Origin of the sequence: Geminicoccus flavidas (assembly GCF_009806515.1) — a bacterium.
GTDB classification, from domain to species: Bacteria; Pseudomonadota; Alphaproteobacteria; order Geminicoccales; family Geminicoccaceae; genus Geminicoccus; species Geminicoccus flavidus.
Map to the genome: position 1 here is coordinate 1 of NZ_WUJP01000325.1, position 16,957 is coordinate 16,957.

Genomic DNA, 16,957 nt, shown 5'->3' on the forward strand with positions numbered 1-16,957 from the left:
AGCCATGGCAGAGCCTTGTGTGGGCGCGCACCGGGACGGCCACCAGGCCGCACTGGCGCTCCAGCCAGTGGAGGTCGAGCAGCCCGGCACGGTCGCCGAAGCGCTGGTCGGCCTCCTGCAGCGCCATCACGTCCGGGCCGATCTCGGCGATCACCTCGGCGATGCGGGCGGGGTCGAAGCGCTTGTCGGTGCCGACGCATTTGTGGACGTTGTAGGAGGCGATCAGGGTCTCCGGCCCGCCGCCGTCGCGCGCCGCCCGGTAGCTTCGGCGCTCGCCGTTCAGCACCGAGCGGATCGGGGACGGCAGAATCTGGGCCGGCAGGCTCTGCCGGCCAGGGGACCGCATTCTCTTCAGCACCGTGCTCGTCACCTCGGGAGTGGCCAGGGCCGGCCGCAGCGGGACCGGTCATGGCAACCCTAGATAGGCACGATCGCGGGACTTGTCATCGGGTGGCGTGGCCGGGGCCTCTTTTGCCAGGCCCTGTTGCCGAGCCTCCACCACGCCCCCGTCACCAGGCATTCAGCGCGCGCAGCATCGCGGTCTTCTTGAACTGGTGGGCGTCCATGCGGCCGAGCAGGCGGTCGAGCAGCGCCACCGCGCCGGCCAGTTCCGGGCCCTTGTTCAGCATGACGCATTCGGCGCGCGCGGCCATGGCGGCATCCGTCATCTCGCCCCTGGACGGCGTGCCTTCCTTGACCATGCTTTCCAGCACCTGGGTCGCCCAGATCACCGGGATCGAAGCGGCTTCGCCCAGCCACAGGATCTCTTCCTGCATCTCCGCCAGCCGCTCGAAGCCGATCTCGGCGGCCAGGTCGCCGCGCGCGATCATCAGGCCGAACGGCCAGCGGCCGGCGGCCCGGGCGATGAGTGCTGGCAGGTTGCGCACCGCTTCGGGCCGCTCGATCTTGGCGATCAGGCCCAGCGGGCGCTCCGGGCGGCCATGGCGGGCCACCGCCTCCTCCAAGAGGTCGAGGTCGGACGGGTCGGCCACGAACGAGTAGCCCAATATGTCGGCCAGCTCGAGCACGGCAGCCAGATCGGTCTCGTCCTTGCCGGTGAGCGGGGAGAGGCCGAGTGCCGTGTCCGGCAGGTTCAGGCCCTTTTCGGGCTTGAGCCGGCTGCCGGTGGACTTGACCCGCGTGACGCGCAGGATCGCTTCGCCGGGCTCGACCGTCTCGACCACGCCCTCGACCTTGCCGTCATTGTAGAGCACCCGGTCGCCCGGCCGGAGCCGTGTCACCAGCTCGGGCAGCGAGACCAGCGCGGTGAACGGCAGGTCGAGCGGCGGCATCGGCGTGCCGCTGGCGACCAGACGGAAGCGGCTGCCCAGGAACAGGCGGGCCTTGCGGCTCTGGGCTGCCACCGCCTCCAGGCGGATCTTGGGCCCGGCAATGTCCATCAGCACCGAGACCGAACGGCCGTGGACAGCACCGGCGGCGCGGACATGGGTGGCCATCCGCTCCCAGGCGGGACGGGCGTCATGGGCGCAGTTGATCCGCGCCACGTCCATGCCGCGGCGGACCAGCTCCAGGCTGAGCTCCGGATCATCGGCCGCTTCGCTCGGCAGGGTCACCATGATCCGGCTGCGCCGGTGGCTGCGGGGGGGACCCAGCAGTCGGTCGGTGGCGGCGGCAAGGGCGGTCTCGCCGGCGAAGAAGGCGGCGGGCTCGGGCGGCGTCACCGGCTGCGGCTGGCCGACCAGGGCGGCCAGTGCCACCGCGACGGCGTCCAGGGTCGGCATCACCCGCCCCTCGAGCCGGCCCAGCGAGGACAGGCCGTAGGGCATCAGCCGGCGCTGCAGGCCGCGCATGTCGTGGCGACGCAGCGCTATGTAGTGGCCGAGATTGGCCAGGCCCGGCCAAGGACCCGCCTTGTCGCCGGCCTCTTTCAGCATCTCCTGGCAGATCGCGGCGCCATCCTCCGCGACCGCTGCACGCAGCGCGTTCACCTCCTCCAGCAGAGCCAGGAGTTCCTGGTCCGCCTGGGGGTGCAGCGGAACGACGGAGGCATGAGCCATGATTCTTCCTTCTGGTTGTTCGAGATTCTGGTCGGTTCAAGTACATGGGGTGGCGCCTCCTTCTGGCACCGCCCCGGCAGCGACCGTGTGACGGTCGCACCGAATCATCATGCCAGAACCGGCCGCCCGGGTCCAGGAGGCTGGGGTAGGAAGAACTTCAGCCCGCTTCAAGAGGCCGGGAAGTAAATTTTGCAGGCGCGCAAGACGCGGCCCGCGGATCTTGAAAGCCGGGCCGTCGGGGCCAACTAGTTTTCTCGTGAAGTCCGGGCCCCTCTGATGCTCCCGCCCTCGGGACCATGATGTCGGACACCACCTGACCGGGCTGCAATTCCGGCGGCTGCTCATCCAGGAGGTATCCATGCAGTCTGCTTCTTCTTCCCGTCTCTCCACCAAGCTCGATGCCCAGGAGATCGCCGCGGTACGCCGCCGGCTGGAGATGCTGGCGCGGGTGATGGACAGCGCGGTGCGCGTCCCGGGCACCAGTTTCCGCTTCGGCGCGGATGCGGCGCTCAACCTGGTGCCGGGTGTCGGCACCGCGTTCGCCAAGGTGATGTCGGCCTACCTGATCTGGGAGGCGCGGCGTCTAGGGGTGCCGGCCACGACGCTGGGCAAGATGGTCGGCCATGTCGGCATCGACTTCGTCATCAGCATCGTGCCGCTGATCGGCTGGGTGGGCGACGCGTTCTACAAGTCCAACCTGAAGAACATGGCGCTGCTGCGCGCCCATCTGGACGGGCTGGACGGGATCGTCGAGGTGACGCCGGACCCGGTCGTCGGCCCGGCGGCGACGGCCTAGATCCGGTCCTGCCGGCAGGCTGCCAGTTCCATGCGGAAGCAGGCGAGCGCGGTTTCCAGGGCGCTGCAGGAATTCTCGGCGATCGCCACCCATTCCGGCGAGCCGCAGCCCTTGGCCTCGCGCAGGAGCCGGCGCTGCTGGGCGAGCCGCGCTTCGGCAGCGGCCACGCGGTGGCTGGCAGTCGCGATCCGTCGGTTGCGCATGTTTTCTCCCGCCCGTTGGGTACAGGAACGCAACGGCCTCGGGAGGACGCACGTTCCCCACCAGAAACCGGCGCAAATCAGCATCCATGTTCCGTCCCACTCGGTCGAGCCCGACGCGGCAAGTTGGCCAGGTCTCGCTGGGACAATGCCTGCACTAGGGCCTGCACCAGCGCCTGCACCAGATCCATAGCCGCACCGGCCGGCGCATCGAGGATCTGCGTCTCGTCACCGCCCATGGCGGCGGCGTTGGCAGCCCGGCGGGCGCTCCGCCGCCCTGTCGGCCAGGACCGTCGGACCGGCCCGGGCTCAGGTGTCTGGGGCAGATAATGTCCTGACGGGGTGCCAGCGGGCACTGCCGCCCTATATGACAAGCATCGCTCGCTTTGCTTCCCGGCGCGGGCGACTGAGAGACGCATGTGCGCTCCCGCCAAACCTGCGCGAGCACATGCCATGTCTTTCCGCATATCCCGCTCCGTTGCCCAGCCAGTCCCGCTCGACCATGCGCTCTTGCATGCCCGGCTGGCGGCGGCGGAGGACCATTTGGCCGCGGGCGAGCTGCGGCTGGCACGAATGCGGGCCTGCCTGGCACGGCAGCGCGCATTCCGGCTGAACCTGACGGACGGTGCGGCGACCCTGCGGGCCATGGAGTACGTGCAGGCGCAGTGGCAGCGCCAGCGCCGGATGCTGCTGGACCAGCTCTGGCCCGATCCTGGCTGAGCGGCCGATGTGGCACACATGCCACGGGGCATCGATTCGCCCGGTGTGGCCCGGCACCGACGGCGTTATCAACCGTTGGTAGCTGGACGGGTTGGCCAGTGGACCGCAGGGCAGATGGAACAAGAGGCGCATCTGGAAGTGCTGGAGCGGCGGATCGAAGCCACCGCGGCGCGCCTGGAGGATCAGCGGGCGCGCCTGGCCTGGCGGCAGCGGCAAGGCTGCGGCACGGCCGAAGCGCGCGCGCTGCTGGGCCATCTCGAGGACACGCTGGCGCTGCTGTTGCGGCGGCGCAGCGCGATGACCCTGCCCGGCTGGCTCGGGCTGCGCCCCATTCCGTGCGACGGAGGCGAACTGCCGTAAGATCGGCACCGGCGGCACCGATCATGTTCGGGTCGGCATAGAGATCATCTGGCGGGTTATCCTCAGGCAGGATGACGCTTCCTGGCACCTGAGTCGATTGCGAGGGCAGGCGGGCCGTCGCCCGTTCCCGCATCGGCCGGCGCGGTCGAGCATGCGCCGGCACCCGGCAAGGTCCGGCGCAACGCGCCCGATATATGATTCTGGTCTCGGTGATCGGGTATCTCACCGTCGATCCCGGTCGCCTTTCACGGCATTGGCATCGGCGCCGTGCTGGTCCAGGCGAAGGACGATGCAAAGCGCTGCTCAGGGTCCGGGGTGCCGATGTCGGACAGGCAGTGCGCGATCATGAACCCGTACCTCGTCCGTCATCCAGTCCGGAAGGCGCAGGCCCGCGGGTGGTCCTGGCAGCCTGACCGGTATACGAGATGATAGCCCCGTCCGGGCTCGAGGCGGGCGGCCGGGAAGAGTTCCACGAGGCGACGGGCGGCCAGGTCCTTGGCAACGAGGACGCTGCGCCCGAGCGCTAACCTCTTCGCCCCTGATCGCCGCCTCGATGGCCATTCTGCCATGGCTGTAGCAGGGCTTCTATCCGTGCCGGCGGCACGCCCATCATCGCGAATCAGCGTTCCCAGTTGGCCGTCATGCCGGTCTCGTGCACGAGACGGCAGGCGGCGAGCTGGCGGGGCGAGCGCAGGCCGCCCGGGCCTATTTTGCCGAGAGGTTGGCGAACATCAGCACCTTGCGCTCGAGGTCGAAGGTGGTGTGGTCGCTCGCGGCGAACAGCTTCAGCATGGGCTCGAGATCGTCGGCGTCGACGTCCAGGATGTACTCCTCCACCCCGTTGTCGAGGATGAGCTGGACCGTGAACACGCCCGGCTCGCCGCGCGCCCGCTCCGTCCAGGACGCCTGGTATTCGGTCACCTGACGCACCTTGAAGCGCCGCTCCAGCGCCTGCTCGCTCTGCTCGTTCCGCTGGGGATCCGCCATGGCGGGTTCCTTCCTGGCTGGATGACGGGACGGCCCGCGTCCCGTCGCCTCAATCGCCGGGCTGCGGCGGGGTTCCGAATCGGCCACGCGGGACTCCCGGTGTTCTGCCGCCGGCGATGCCCAGTTCGGTCGATCCGGCGAAAATGGAAGGGCTCATGTCCATGCTGCAATTACAAGAAATCCATGCTGATTGGAAATCTCACAATAAGTATAGTGTCTTGTATGACTGGCCGAAAAAGACATTATGACGAGTGGCGTGTTTTTAGTGGTTTCTTTAATATTTTCTGCTGCTGCTAGCGTCGAGGACTGGTTCTGTATCCTGCCATGCCCGGCGACCGGAACGCATGCGTGGCCGGCGCGCCGAACACGCTCCTCGCCGAAATCCATGGAGGCTCGAACGTGCAGGGATTTGCGGAGCGCACTCCCGATGGCAAGGGCACCCTCCTGACCATTGGGGACAATGGTCGCTAGGTCGATCGCTACTACTACACCGACAGTGAACAGACCTGCCGGGACATCCTGCCCCTCGTCGCCGAGAAGTACGCCGAGTAGGACAAGGCCCGTGCCGAGGGCAACCTGCCACCCGGACCGGACGAGGCATGGCATGTCTTGGTGTCCCGGAGCGAATGAGTCCCTATCAACGAAGTGTTCTCGGCTTGCCACCACCCGGAGGAGGTCTATCAGGCGATTGCCGGGAAGGTCGCCTCGATTGCGATGAGGCCGATCGGTGAACGCGGCTTCGTGCTGGAGGAACAGAACGGCCGGGCGCTGTCTACCTACTTCATGTAGGGCAAGCGCTTGTGCAACAAGGTCCGTATGTCGGTGTACGGGGCCGCCTACTAGCTGACCGTCGGGGAGTTGCAGCTCAGGTCGGGCGGTGCGCCCTGGCATACGCGGGAAATGCCCGACTGGCGCACGGGATGGTCACCTAGCGACCTTGATCGAGCGCCCGTCGGATCCGGCTGCGTCGCCCCAGATCGGCCCGGTCGGCGGGGCTGGCCCATGGTCGAGGGCAAGACGGCATGGCATGCAGTCCGCGAACGAGGTGGCCGTGGCGGCCGGTCGGAAGGCGGCTGACGCGGATGGCCTTCTGGCCTTTCAGTGGCCGGGAGAACCTCTCGCTGCACGAGGCGGCTCGAGCACGCCGCACGTGGCGCGTGTCGGCGTGCCCTCTTCCGGTTCCGTGGTGGCTAGCCCTGGGCGGCCATCCAAGCGTGGCGGAGGCTGGATGGCCGGGTCGAGCCTGGCCGGGACGAAGAAGAGCGGAGGCGGGTCGAGCGACGTATGTGCCGCAGGATCGGCGTCAGTTCATGCACCAGCCGTGGCTAACCACGATCGACTGGCCGGTGAGCGCATTGGTCGGGAAGGCCGCCAGGAACAGGGCGGTCTCGGCGACGTCGGCCACGGTGGTGAACTCGCCGTCGACGGTTTCCTTCAGCATCACCTTCTTGACCACGTCCTCCTCGGAGATGCCGAGTTCCTTGGACTGCTCGGGGATCTGCCTCTCGACCAGCGGGGTGCGCACGAAGCCCGGGCAGATCACGTTGGCGCGCACGCCATGGGCGGCACCCTCCTTGGCCACGACCTTGGCGAGGCCCAGCAGGCCGTGCTTGGCGGTGACGTAGGGGGCTTTGAGGACCGAGGCTTCCTTGGAGTGGACGGAGCCCATGTAGATCACGCTGCCACTGTTCTGCTTGTACATTTGCCGAAGCGCAGCGCGGGTGGTGAGGAAGGCGCCGTCCAGGTGGATCGCCAGCATCTTCTGCCACTGGGCGAGCTGGAACTCGACCAGCGGAGCCACGATCTGGATGCCGGCATTGCTGACCAGCACGTCGAGTCGGCCCCAACGGTCGATCACCTGCTGGATGCCGGCGTCGACCTGCTGCTCGTTGGTGACGTCCATGGCCACACCCGTGGCGCGCTCGCCGGACGGGTCCAGCTCCTTTGCCGTGGCGGCGGCGGCCTCGGTGTTCAGGTCGGCGATCGCGACCTTGGCACCCTCGCGGACATAAACGGTGGCGATCTCCTTGCCGATGCCGCTCGCCGCCCCGGTGACGACGGCGACCTTGTCTTGCAGGCGCATGATGCAGCTCCTTGGCGAGAAAGAAGGGGCTTCAGCCCAGATAGTCGTGGACGACCTTACCCAGACCAAGGGTCAGGTCGGCGATGATGTGGCTGGCGGAGACGACCTCCAGCACCGGCAGCTCAGCCACCGGGGCCAGAGCATGGTGGGCCAGCTCCAGGGAGGCCGGGCCGGTCCAGGCGCCCTTGAGCTCAATGTCCTCCAGATAATACTCGACCAGCTCGCAGATCCGGGCGGTGCCGTCCACGTGGGGGATGATCTTGAGCAGCCAGGTGGGGGTGCGCATCGAGGCCAGCACCGCATCGGCATCCGCCGCTTTGTGCTTGTAGCCCATGGTGCCGGTGGCGACCCGCACCGAGCCGTAGTCGAGCGTGCCCACCATCGTGTCGACATCGGCGCGCAGGGTGGGCTTCGCCAATTTCTTGGGGAAGCCCCACAGCTCGCGGCCGCCGGCGATCGGCGGGTGGTCGTCCAGGAACATGCAGTGGGTGTAGCCGCCCTTGCGACCCTCGAAGCTCACCGGGATGACTTGGCCACTCTCGGTATAGTCGCCAAAGCCGGTCGAATCCGCCATGCGGATGAACTCGAACTTGACGTGGGGCTCGTCGATCCGCAGCGGCTCCGGCACCAGGGCGCGTAGCCTGTCCGGGTCGGTCCGGTAGGTGATGATCAGATATTCGCGGTGGTAGAAGCGGTATGGGCCCAGCGGGAAGGCTGGGCTGGTGAGCGGCATGGCATAGGCGCGTTCGCGCACCTCGTCCTCGGTCATCGGCACCTCACGGGGTGAAGGTCGGCCGGGCGGGAACTATTCCCGCCCCTGATAGGCAAGGTCGAAGGTGAAGACCCCGTCCGGGCTCGTCGGGCGTTCCAGCACCTCAGGGTGACGGAGCGTGCGGACGGCGTCGTGATAGCCGGCCTGCCAGTGCTCCTCCATGGTGCGCCGCGAGAACTCGTAATCCTTGGCCGAGCCCTCGTAGCGCTTGGAGCGGTAGATCAGCTGGATGATGTTGTGGACCTTGTGGTCCGCCTCGGCCGTCAGCAGCGCCACGTCCGGGTCGTCGCGGCGCTCGGGCGGCAGGGACTTGAGCAGCCGGGACAGGGCATGGCGGAGCTGCTGGACGTGCTTGAACTGGTCGGTCATCGCCCGGGTCCGGCTGGAGAAGCGGATCTCCTTCTGCCGCACCTCCGCCTCCATCAGGGTGCGGGGCAGCTCGCCCCGGGCACTCCACAGATCCACCTGGAAGGCCAGCGTGTCGCGGCGGGGCCGGCCCTCCAGCACCCATTGCAGGGGGGTGTTGGAGACGATCCCGCCGTCCCAGTAGAACTCACCTTCGATCTCGGTGGCCGGGAAGCCCGGTGGGAGGGCGCCGCTGGCCATGATGTGCTCCGGGCCGATCGCCTGGCGCTCCGTGTCGAAATACACGAAATTGCCGGTGCGCACGTTGACGGCACCCACGCTGAACCGGGTCTCGCCGCTGTTGATCCGGTCGAAGTCGACCAGGCGCTCCAGAGTCGCCTTCAGCGGCAGCACGTCATAGTAGCTGAGCGCCTCGGGGGCGCCGGGCGGCCAGAACATGGGCGGGACCGGGCGCGGGCTGAAGAAGCCCTGGGCACCGCCGAGCAGGACGCCGAAGGCACGGAACTGGTTAACCGCGGCGCGGGCGAGGTCCCCCTTGATTTCCAGCTGGTCCAGAGTCGGCAGTCCGAAGGGTGCTGTGCTGATCTCCTCCCAGAAGGTCCGCAGCCGCTCGACCCGCTTTTCCGGCGGGTTGCCGGCAATCAGTGCGGAGTTGATGGCACCGATCGAGATCCCGGCGACCCAATCCGGGTGGAGCCGCGCCTCCGCTAGCGCCTGGTACACGCCGGCCTGGTAGGACCCGAGCGCGCCGCCGCCCTGGAGCAGCAGGGCGATGCACTCGAACGGCGGCCGCTCGGCGCAGACATGACTCTTCTTCTTCGGCTTCAGTCGGTCAGACACGGACGCAAACCCGGGCAGGCGCAGGGTAGGATGGCGCGGCCATTCTACCGCGCAACGCAGTAGATCGACTTGTTGCGCGGATACGGCGACAAGTCGACGACTTCTTGGACGCAACAGCTGAAGGTTCCAGCTGGCGGCCGGCTCCTTTCACAGGATCGGCTATCGCGGCGGACGTGGATCAGGCCCAGCAGCGGCGGCAGGGTCCAACGTGTCCACGACCCCGCTTCAGGGCGCGGACGATGCGCAGTCTGCGTCATATCCTGCGGTAACCTCCTATGCTGCCGGATCGCTGTCCGAGGATCCTGATCATGGACAACTTTGAACCTACAAAGATATCGCGGCAGCGTCAGCACAAACTATGGTTGATATGGTCGCGGTTGCCGATGCGTTTCTGTCGGGCTTCGGAAAATAGCCGGAAAACATATATATCGTCTGTACAGGTATGGCCGCAGATGCTTAGATTTCATTGAAGGTCGCGTGCATGCCTCGTATCTCGCACGACGCGGCAGGTGCGTCATCGTCCCTGCCCATGCTGCCGCGATCTCGCTTGGTCCGAAGGTGTTCCGGGGACGTTCATCGTCCGGGAAGCTGCCTCGGATCCTGCTGCGTCGCTTCATCTTCGGCAGGAAGGAGAACGAGAATGAGCCGCGGTTTGCCATCGATGACGGCATTGCTGGGCCTTCTGGCGGTTGCGGGCTATCAGCACCGGGATCAGCTGGCACAGATGTTCGGCGGAACGGGGCAGGCCGGCACCGGCAATGCCGATCCCGCGGCTGCTCAGGGCGCCGGCGGCGGCCTGCTCAGTAGCCTGAGCAGCCTGTTCGGCGGTGGTGGCAGCTCCGATCCCTCGGCCGCGCAAGGTGGCGGAATGCTCGGCGGCTTGGGCGGGCTGCTCGGTGGCGCAACGGCCGGCAGCGTCGTCAGCAGCGGCATCAGCGAGCTGATGGAGCATTTCACGCAGAACGGCCACGGCGAAGCAGCCGCTTCCTGGGTGGGAACCGGCGACAACCATCAAATCGCACCCGAACATCTCGAGCAGGCAATCGGCCCTGACGTGCTCGCCACCCTGACGCAGCAGACCGGGCTCTCTCAGGAGGAACTGCTCGCGCGGCTCAGCAAGGAGTTGCCGCACGCGATCGACAAGTACACGCCCGACGGCCAGGTCCCGGCCTGACCGCCCCGGCCGGCCGGCCGGCCGGGCATCACGGTCTGCCAGTGCCGTCAGGACAGGCAGGAAGCCGTATGGAGCCGAGGCAACTGCCGTGCGCCTCGGGCTTCTCGATCTGGGAGAAATTGACGTGCGACGTACATCTCTAGTCGTGGCAGTGAGCGTCTTTGCTTGGGTAGGCCTGGCGAGTACTGCGGACGCAACGAATTGCCGCGACGCGAACGGCAAGTTCATCAAATGCCCGGCGACGACGGCCGCAACAAAGTGCCGTGACATCAAGACCAAGAAGTTCGCCCACTGCGGCACGCCCGGCACCGAGCCAGTACCGGCGAAGTGACCGGCTGCTGACGGCCCAAGAGTGCGGGATCCGCAGCGCTGGTAGACGGGAATCGAGTTGGCGACGGCCACTTGCCGCCGGCAGTCCGGCTGATCCGTACATCCTCTGGACGGAAGCCCGCTGCGATCGTCCGACCGGCGTGAAGGGCAAACAGGTCGAAGGCGGCCTGGTTTTCGTGCCGGGCCGGCGAGGCGCGACCTCGCCGGCCCGGCACATGCTCAGAGCGCGCATGCGCAGAGATGGCTGTTCACTTGAACGCGCCGAACACGTTGAGCGCGCCGTAGATGCCCAGCAGGATGATCGCGATGCTGCTGACCACCAGGGCGGCATCGAACAGGCCGCTGCCATAGATGCGGGGATCGGTCTCGGTCTTGCGCAGGTACCAGCCCGCCACCACCGTGCCGAGCAGGAACACGCCGGTCATCACCCCGCCGATCTGGACCATCAGCACCGGCGACTGGAGGAACAGATAGGCGGCACCCCAGACAATCGGCAGGCCCAGGGTGAAGCCGCGGATCCAGGGGGTGCGCAGGGTGGCGGAATGGTTGGCGGCGCGACAGCCAGGAGCGTCGTCAGCGGCATCAGCGAACTGATGGAGCATTTCACGCAAAACGGCCACGGCGAAGCAGCCGCGTCCTGGGTCGGGACCGGTTCCGATCACGAAATGGCGCCGAACATCTCGCAGACGATCGGCCCCGATGTGCTGGCCATCCTGTCGCAGCAGACCGGGCTCTCGCAGCAAGAACTGCTGGCTCGGCTCAGCCGGAAATTGCCGCATGCGATCGATAAGTACACGCCCGACGGCCACATCCCGACCTGACCGGCAGGCTGTATCGACGCATGGGAACGCTGGTGCCGCTCGGTTCGCCAGCATTCCGTTGGGGATAGGCGACCTTGCCTGCCGACGGCCGCCTGATCGGCCACTGCGGTCACCCATCACGGAGTTTTCCACCGCGAGTGATCGGGCATGGACTGGAGGATTGAACAGGCCATCCGGGTGATGGAGCAGCAGATGGACGAGAATGTCTGTTTCGCGACGCTCGCCCGGCGGCTCGGCCTGTCCACGACGCGGTTCCACCATCTGTTCGCCGCCGAGACCGGAATGCCGCCCGGCGCCTATCTTCGGCGCATCCGGCTGGATGCGGCGGCGATCAGGCTCCGCTGGACGCGCGACACGGTGGGGCAGATCAGCATGCGGCTGGGCTATGCCAGCCAGGCATCATTCACCCAGGCGTTCGTCCGACGGTTTGGCTGCACGCCGCTGCAGTTCCGCCGCCGGTTCCGGGCGAGCCTCACGCCGGAAGGCAAGGTCGCCGCGTTCGGGCCGATCGGTGTGCGGGAGGTCGACGGCTTCGCGCTCCTGACCAAGCGCTATACCGGTGACCTGTACGCGGTGCGCGGCTACTGGCGGGATTTCGAGGACAGCTTGCGCCGGTGCGGCGTGCGCCGGCATGGCGCGCTGTTCATTGGGCTGATGTATGACGACCCGCGCCATACTCCGGTCGAGCAGCTTCGCTACGACTGCGGCGTCACCATTCTCGGCAGGTTTGACCTGGACGAGGACCGGCTGGCGCGGCATGGCCTGCACCTCTTCTCCACTCGCCCCGGCCGCTATGCCTGTCTGCGCTTCACCGGGCCGCGCACGGCGGTGTTCGGCGCCTATCAGAGCCTGTGCGACCACTGGGCGCGCGAGAGCCGCTTCACGGTCACGGACGATCCCGCGCTCGAGGTGCATGCCGTTCCCCGGCACCACATGGATCCGCACGACCTGTCGTTCACGCTGATGCTGGCACTCGAATAGCCGGAACCGGACGCTGATGCCGTGCGACTGACTTCTGGTGCTCGGCGGAGTCCCATTGCAGGAAGCTAGTGGAAAATAGTGGAATTCCGTCGATGTCCACCGGCAGGTGACAAGGGCGGACAAAAACGGCCGGGGCATTGTCGGTAATGCGAAGTCCAGCACTTCAGGGATGCTGGACATGGCTCAGAAAACAGGCCGTCAAGGCGCTCTCACGCGGCGCGGGTTCTATGGGACGTTGGCTGGTGCTGGCGGGGTGATCGCCGGCGCCGGCAGCCTGCTCGCGGCAGCCAGCGCGCCGGCCGCCGCCGCAACCGGCAGGCTGCGCGCCGACGTGGTGGTGGTCGGTGCCGGTTTCTCCGGACTGGCCGCCGCCCTCAAGCTCAACGCGGCCGGCCGCTCCGTCGTCGTGCTGGAGGCACGCGACCGGGTGGGTGGCCGGGTGCTGAACCACCATCTGGGCAGGAACCAGGTGGTCGAGGCGGGCGGCCAGTATATCGGCCCGACCCAGACGCGGATGTTCGAGCTGGCCCGCCAGTTCCGGGTGGGCACCTATCCGACCTACGATCGTGGCCAGGCGGTTTCAGTGCTGAACGGCGTGCGCCGGCAGGGCGGGCTCTACCCGAAGCTGGCGCAGGAACATGCCCGCCTGATGGGCCTGCTGGACCGGATGTCCCGCGAGGTGCCGCTGGAGGCACCCTGGACCGCGCGCCATGCGACCGAATGGGATTCGCTGACCCTGCAGAACTGGCTGGATGCCAACACGACCCACGCCGACGCGAAGGCGATGTTCAGCGCGTATGCGGATCTGTGGGGTGCCGAGCCGCGTGACGTCTCCTTGCTGTTCTGCCTGTTCTACATCGCGGCGGCCGGGACGGAAGGGGTGCCCGGCACGCTGGCCCGCCTCCTGGACGTGAAGGACGGCGCGCAGGAGCGGCGCTTTCATGGCGGCTCGCAGCTCCTGGCGCAGAAGATGGCGGCGCGCCTGGGCGGTCAGCTTCATTTGTCGGCGCCGGCGCGCACCATCCGGCGACACCGCGACGGGCGGGGCGTACGAGTGTTCAGCGACGGCTTCCATGTCGACGCGGAGCGGGTCATCGTCGCGATCCCGCCGGCCCTGGCCGGTGAGATCCGCTATTCGCCCAAGCTGCCGACCCGGCGCGCGCAACTGTTCCAGCGCTTCCCGATGGGCTCGCTCATGAAGGTCAAGGCGTTCTACGAGCGGCCGTTCTGGCGCGAAGCCGGTCTGTCGGGCGTGTCGCTCCTGGGCGACGGGCCGGTGCGGAGCACCTTCGACAACACGCCGCCCAGCGGCAGCCCCGGCATCTTGTTCGGCTTCATAGGCGGCAGTGCGTCACGACGCTGGACGGAACGCGACCCGGCCGAGCGGCGCGCCGCAGTGCTCGCCAACTTCGCCTCGGTGATCGGCCCTCGTGCCCACCAGGCCATCGACTATGTCGAAGTCGACTGGCCGGGCTCCGAATGGAGCCGCGGCGGGCCGGTCGGCTACCTGCCGCCCGGCGTGCTGCTCGACTATGGCGAGGTGCTCCGCCAGCCGGTTGGCCCGATCCACTGGGCCGGCACGGAAACGGCCACCTACTGGAACGGCTACATGGAAGGGGCGGTCCGCTCGGGCGAGCGGGCCGCCGCCGAGGTGCTGGCCGCGCTGCAGAGCTAGCCTGCAGCGCGCCATGACCGGTCTCCTGCCGGTCCTATCGGGGAGGGGGACCGGCCAGGTGTCCGCCCTACTTGAACGCGCCGAACACGTTGAGCGCGCTGTAGATGCCCAGCAGGATGATCGCGATGCTGCTGACCACCAGAGCGGCATTGAACAGGCCGCCGCCATAGATGCGGGGGTCGGTCTCGGTCTTGCGCAGGTACCAGACCGCAACGACCGTGCCGAGCAGGAACACGCCCGTCATCACGCCACCGATCTGGACCATCAGCACCGGCGACTGGATGGTCAGGTAGGCGAGGCCCCAGATGATCGGCAGGGCCACGGTGAAGCCGCGGATCCAGGATGTGCGCGCCTTGGTGTTCTGCCAGTCGAGCACGCCTACTACCGAGAGGAAGTTGACGTACATCCGCGACCAGCTGGGGATCGCCGCCCAGAGGGTCGAGCCCAGCACGGCGAACGAGCCCACCAGGAACAGGATTGCCGCCCATTCGCCCAGCGTGTCCGTGTACATGCGCGACAGGGTGGTGATCATCTCGTTGCCGACCGGCACCAGGCCCTGCGGCTGCAGCACCGCCGCACCCATGATGAAGAAGGCCAGCGTGCCGAAGGTGTAGATCGCCCAGGACACGAACGCGTCCTTGTACATCACCGAGATCCAGCCCTTGGCGCGCCGTTCCCAGGCCTCGCTGCCGTCGTTCGGGCCGACATTGCGGGCATAGCCCTTCTCGATGCACCAGTAGGTGTAGAAGGTCAGCTCGTCCGCACCCACGCCGGTGATGCCGAACATGGCGATGGCAGCACCGATCGTGCCTGCGGGAATGGCGAAGGCCAGACCGCCCAGCACGTCCTCGACGCTGTAGGCAAATGGCGTGAACGGCAGGCCCAGCGCGATCACGATGGTGACGACGGAGAAGATCACCACCAGGAAGACGGCACCCCGCTCGATCAGCGAGTAGCGGCTCGAGTAGAGCAGGGCGATGCTGCCGATCACGGTGACCGCGGTCCAGATCGACAGGGAGGTCATGCCAAGCGGATCGCCACCGATCGGGAACAGGATGCTGAGCGAGGCTGCGGTGCCGCCCAGGACTCCGCCGATCTGCAGGATCTTGGACAGGGCCATCAGCACCCAGAGCAGGTTGATCCAGCCCACCGGGCCCAGCTTGGGCGGCACCTTGTTATAGCCGGTGAGGGCCGGCTGGCCGGTCGAGATCGTCCAGCGTGCCAGCTCCACCTGGACGGCGACCTTCACCAGCGTGGAGAAGATCACGAGCCAGAGCAGGGCGAAGCCCGCGGTGGCACCCAGCGTGGTGGTGGCAATCAGCTCGCCGGAGCCGACGATGGAGGCGGACAGGATCAGGCCCGGGCCCAGATGCTTCAGGCTGTGCCGCCAGCCGACCGGCGGCTCTTGGATGCCTTCCGGAGTCAGATGGTAGGGATCGCTGTCGGGGATCAGATGGGCCGGGGCCGCCACCTTCGGGCGGTCCTTGTTCGGGGAAATGGACAAGAGCGCGCTCCCCTGTTTGTGGCGTCTTCAGCTCGGCCGAAGCCACCTCCCGCGGGGTGGCCGGCGCCGGCTGGCGAGGCTTCAACCAGGAAAGCGAAAGCTTTGCCATCCCTGATCGCTCGCGTGAGCCTGTCCGACTCCCGGGGTGAGGCGGCGGCGCCAGAGGGCCGGGCGACCCTTGGCGAGGGGGCATCGACCGCCTAGAGCAGCCAAGCCATGGCCGACCCATCGCCGTTCCCCCATCCCGACCGCCACCAAGCCATGCTGGCGCGCTACGGCTTCGGGCTGTTCCCCATACCACGCTACCAGGATGCCGCGGTGGGGCCCTGGCGGGTGGCGCGCTACGGGCGCGGGCCGGTGGAGGGCTATCTGCCGGGCCTGGTCCTGGAGCCGGAGCGCCATGTCCTCCACCATGGCCGCATTGCCTGGATGTCGACCAGTCTGATGGAGCTGGAGAGCCACGCCTTCCATGTCCACCAGGCCGCGGGCGTGGTGGTCGTGGCCGGGCTGGGCATGGCGATGTACGCCCATGCCGCGGCCCTCCGGCCGGAGGTGCTGCGGGTCGTGGTGGTCGAGCGGGCAGCGGAGGTCATCGCCGTGGCCGGTGCCGCCGCAGGGATGGACTACTGGCCCAGGCAGGACAAGGTCGTGGTCATCCAGGCCGATGCGCTGGGCAGCGAGCTGGCGGACCTCGTGCTGGATGCCACCGGCGGGCGCCGGCCGGACTATCTCTACGCTGACATCTGGCCAGAGCTGGCAGCACCGCAGGCGCCGGGCGAGACGGCCGGAATGGTCCGGGCCCTGCAGCCGAAGGCGGCCGGCTGGTGGGGGCAGGAACTGTCGTTCGGCCGCTGGTGCCAGGAACGCGCCCAGGCAATGGAGCCGGCAGCACTCCAGGCCTATGCGCGGGAAATGGGCGTCCCGATCCCGGTCAGTGCCGGCTATGCCGCGTTCTGCCGGGACGTGGCTGCCGCCCGGCTGCCGCGACGCCCCCTATCCGGGCGGACGTCCGGCTGGCGGCGGCTGTGGGGGAGGCTCCGGGGCGCCGGAGGCGGCTGAGCCGGCTCAGCCGAACTGGGGGTCGACTGGGACGCGGTAGGCCGCCACCAGCCGGTTGGTCTCATTCGCCATCCCGACCACCGCCACCAGTTCGCCGAACATCTCGGGCGTCATGCCGGCCTTGGCCGCGGCAGCGGAATGGGAAGCGATGCAGTACTCGCAGCCATTGGTGACGCTCACCGCGATGTAGATCAGTTCCTTCACGAGCGGCGGCAGGGCGCCCTCGGCCATCACCTCCTTGATGCTTTCCCAGGTGCGGGCGAGCGTCTTC

General features: G+C 67.8%; 18 protein-coding genes. 8 read left to right on the forward strand and 10 right to left on the reverse strand.

Going from position 1 to position 16,957, the window contains the following annotated elements:
* Window positions 1-346: endonuclease/exonuclease/phosphatase family protein (locus EQG76_RS08965; RefSeq protein ID WP_331463745.1), on the reverse strand; the 346-nt coding region annotated here is incomplete at its 3' end.
* Window positions 347-509: 163 nt separating this feature from the next.
* On the reverse strand, window positions 510-2,018 hold the full coding sequence (locus EQG76_RS08970; RefSeq protein ID WP_159712598.1) for a pyruvate kinase: 1,509 nt from the start codon (window positions 2,016-2,018) through the stop codon (window positions 510-512).
* A 358-nt stretch (window positions 2,019-2,376) separates the two neighbouring features.
* On the opposite strand from EQG76_RS08970, the gene EQG76_RS08975 reads away from it, so the two are divergent.
* A complete protein-coding gene (locus tag EQG76_RS08975; protein ID WP_159712600.1) occupies window positions 2,377-2,814 on the forward strand; it encodes a DUF4112 domain-containing protein in 438 nt (145 codons plus the stop codon).
* On the opposite strand, the gene EQG76_RS08980 is transcribed toward EQG76_RS08975, so the two are convergent.
* Window positions 2,811-3,017: a hypothetical protein gene (locus EQG76_RS08980; protein ID WP_159712602.1), complete on the reverse strand. Its 207-nt coding sequence runs from the start codon at window positions 3,015-3,017 to the stop codon at window positions 2,811-2,813. The genes EQG76_RS08975 and EQG76_RS08980 overlap by 4 nt on opposite strands.
* Window positions 3,018-3,467: 450 nt before the next feature.
* Between EQG76_RS08980 and EQG76_RS08985 the strand changes: the two genes are divergently transcribed.
* Window positions 3,468-3,734, forward strand: coding sequence for a hypothetical protein (locus EQG76_RS08985; RefSeq protein WP_159712604.1), 267 nt, complete (start codon window positions 3,468-3,470; stop codon window positions 3,732-3,734).
* Between the two features lie 114 nt (window positions 3,735-3,848).
* Window positions 3,849-4,094, forward strand: coding sequence for a hypothetical protein (locus EQG76_RS08990; protein WP_159712606.1), 246 nt, complete (start codon window positions 3,849-3,851; stop codon window positions 4,092-4,094).
* A gap of 705 nt (window positions 4,095-4,799) precedes the next feature.
* Here EQG76_RS08990 and EQG76_RS08995 read toward each other — a convergent pair.
* The 4 genes from EQG76_RS08995 to EQG76_RS09010 form a co-directional block, all read right to left on the reverse strand.
* Window positions 4,800-5,081: a hypothetical protein gene (locus EQG76_RS08995; RefSeq protein ID WP_159712608.1), complete on the reverse strand. Its 282-nt coding sequence runs from the start codon at window positions 5,079-5,081 to the stop codon at window positions 4,800-4,802.
* A 1,303-nt stretch (window positions 5,082-6,384) separates the two neighbouring features.
* The gene (locus tag EQG76_RS09000) at window positions 6,385-7,164 is read right to left on the reverse strand and encodes a 3-hydroxybutyrate dehydrogenase (protein WP_159712610.1); all 780 of its coding nucleotides are present in this window, start codon (window positions 7,162-7,164) and stop codon (window positions 6,385-6,387) included.
* Window positions 7,165-7,195: 31 nt separating this feature from the next.
* Window positions 7,196-7,933 carry an acetoacetate decarboxylase gene (locus tag EQG76_RS09005; protein ID WP_159712612.1) on the reverse strand — a complete coding sequence of 246 codons (738 nt, stop codon included), beginning with the start codon at window positions 7,931-7,933 and terminating at the stop codon, window positions 7,196-7,198.
* Between the two features lie 36 nt (window positions 7,934-7,969).
* Entirely contained in the window at window positions 7,970-9,142 is a 1,173-nt protein-coding gene (locus EQG76_RS09010; RefSeq protein ID WP_235031273.1) for a patatin-like phospholipase family protein, read from the reverse strand.
* A gap of 640 nt (window positions 9,143-9,782) precedes the next feature.
* Between EQG76_RS09010 and EQG76_RS09015 the strand changes: the two genes are divergently transcribed.
* Complete coding sequence (locus tag EQG76_RS09015; RefSeq protein ID WP_159712614.1) at window positions 9,783-10,316, forward strand: YidB family protein; 534 nt, start codon at window positions 9,783-9,785, stop codon at window positions 10,314-10,316.
* Between the two features lie 578 nt (window positions 10,317-10,894).
* Here the strand turns inward: EQG76_RS09015 and EQG76_RS31630 are convergent.
* Window positions 10,895-11,248: a hypothetical protein gene (locus EQG76_RS31630; protein ID WP_235031276.1), complete on the reverse strand. Its 354-nt coding sequence runs from the start codon at window positions 11,246-11,248 to the stop codon at window positions 10,895-10,897.
* Between EQG76_RS31630 and EQG76_RS31635 the strand changes: the two genes are divergently transcribed.
* From EQG76_RS31635 to EQG76_RS09030, 3 genes are all read left to right on the forward strand, one after another.
* Window positions 11,189-11,467, forward strand: a complete 279-nt coding sequence (locus tag EQG76_RS31635) for a YidB family protein (protein ID WP_235031274.1) — start codon at window positions 11,189-11,191, stop codon at window positions 11,465-11,467. The two genes, EQG76_RS31630 and EQG76_RS31635, sit on opposite strands and share 60 nt — an antisense overlap.
* 147 nt (window positions 11,468-11,614) lie before the next feature.
* The gene (locus EQG76_RS09025) at window positions 11,615-12,448 is read left to right on the forward strand and encodes an AraC family transcriptional regulator (RefSeq protein ID WP_159712616.1); all 834 of its coding nucleotides are present in this window, start codon (window positions 11,615-11,617) and stop codon (window positions 12,446-12,448) included.
* A 178-nt stretch (window positions 12,449-12,626) separates the two neighbouring features.
* Window positions 12,627-14,123 (forward strand): flavin monoamine oxidase family protein, encoded by a 1,497-nt coding sequence (locus EQG76_RS09030; RefSeq protein WP_159712618.1) that lies wholly within the window; start codon window positions 12,627-12,629, stop codon window positions 14,121-14,123.
* A 67-nt stretch (window positions 14,124-14,190) separates the two neighbouring features.
* On the opposite strand, the gene EQG76_RS09035 is transcribed toward EQG76_RS09030, so the two are convergent.
* On the reverse strand, window positions 14,191-15,621 hold the full coding sequence (locus tag EQG76_RS09035; protein ID WP_407925517.1) for an Nramp family divalent metal transporter: 1,431 nt from the start codon (window positions 15,619-15,621) through the stop codon (window positions 14,191-14,193).
* Between the two features lie 222 nt (window positions 15,622-15,843).
* Between EQG76_RS09035 and EQG76_RS09040 the strand changes: the two genes are divergently transcribed.
* On the forward strand, window positions 15,844-16,686 hold the full coding sequence (locus EQG76_RS09040) for a hypothetical protein (RefSeq protein WP_159712620.1): 843 nt from the start codon (window positions 15,844-15,846) through the stop codon (window positions 16,684-16,686).
* Between the two features lie 6 nt (window positions 16,687-16,692).
* On the opposite strand, the gene EQG76_RS09045 is transcribed toward EQG76_RS09040, so the two are convergent.
* The coding region (locus EQG76_RS09045; RefSeq protein ID WP_159712622.1) for a carboxymuconolactone decarboxylase family protein at window positions 16,693-16,957 on the reverse strand (265 nt) is incomplete at its 5' end.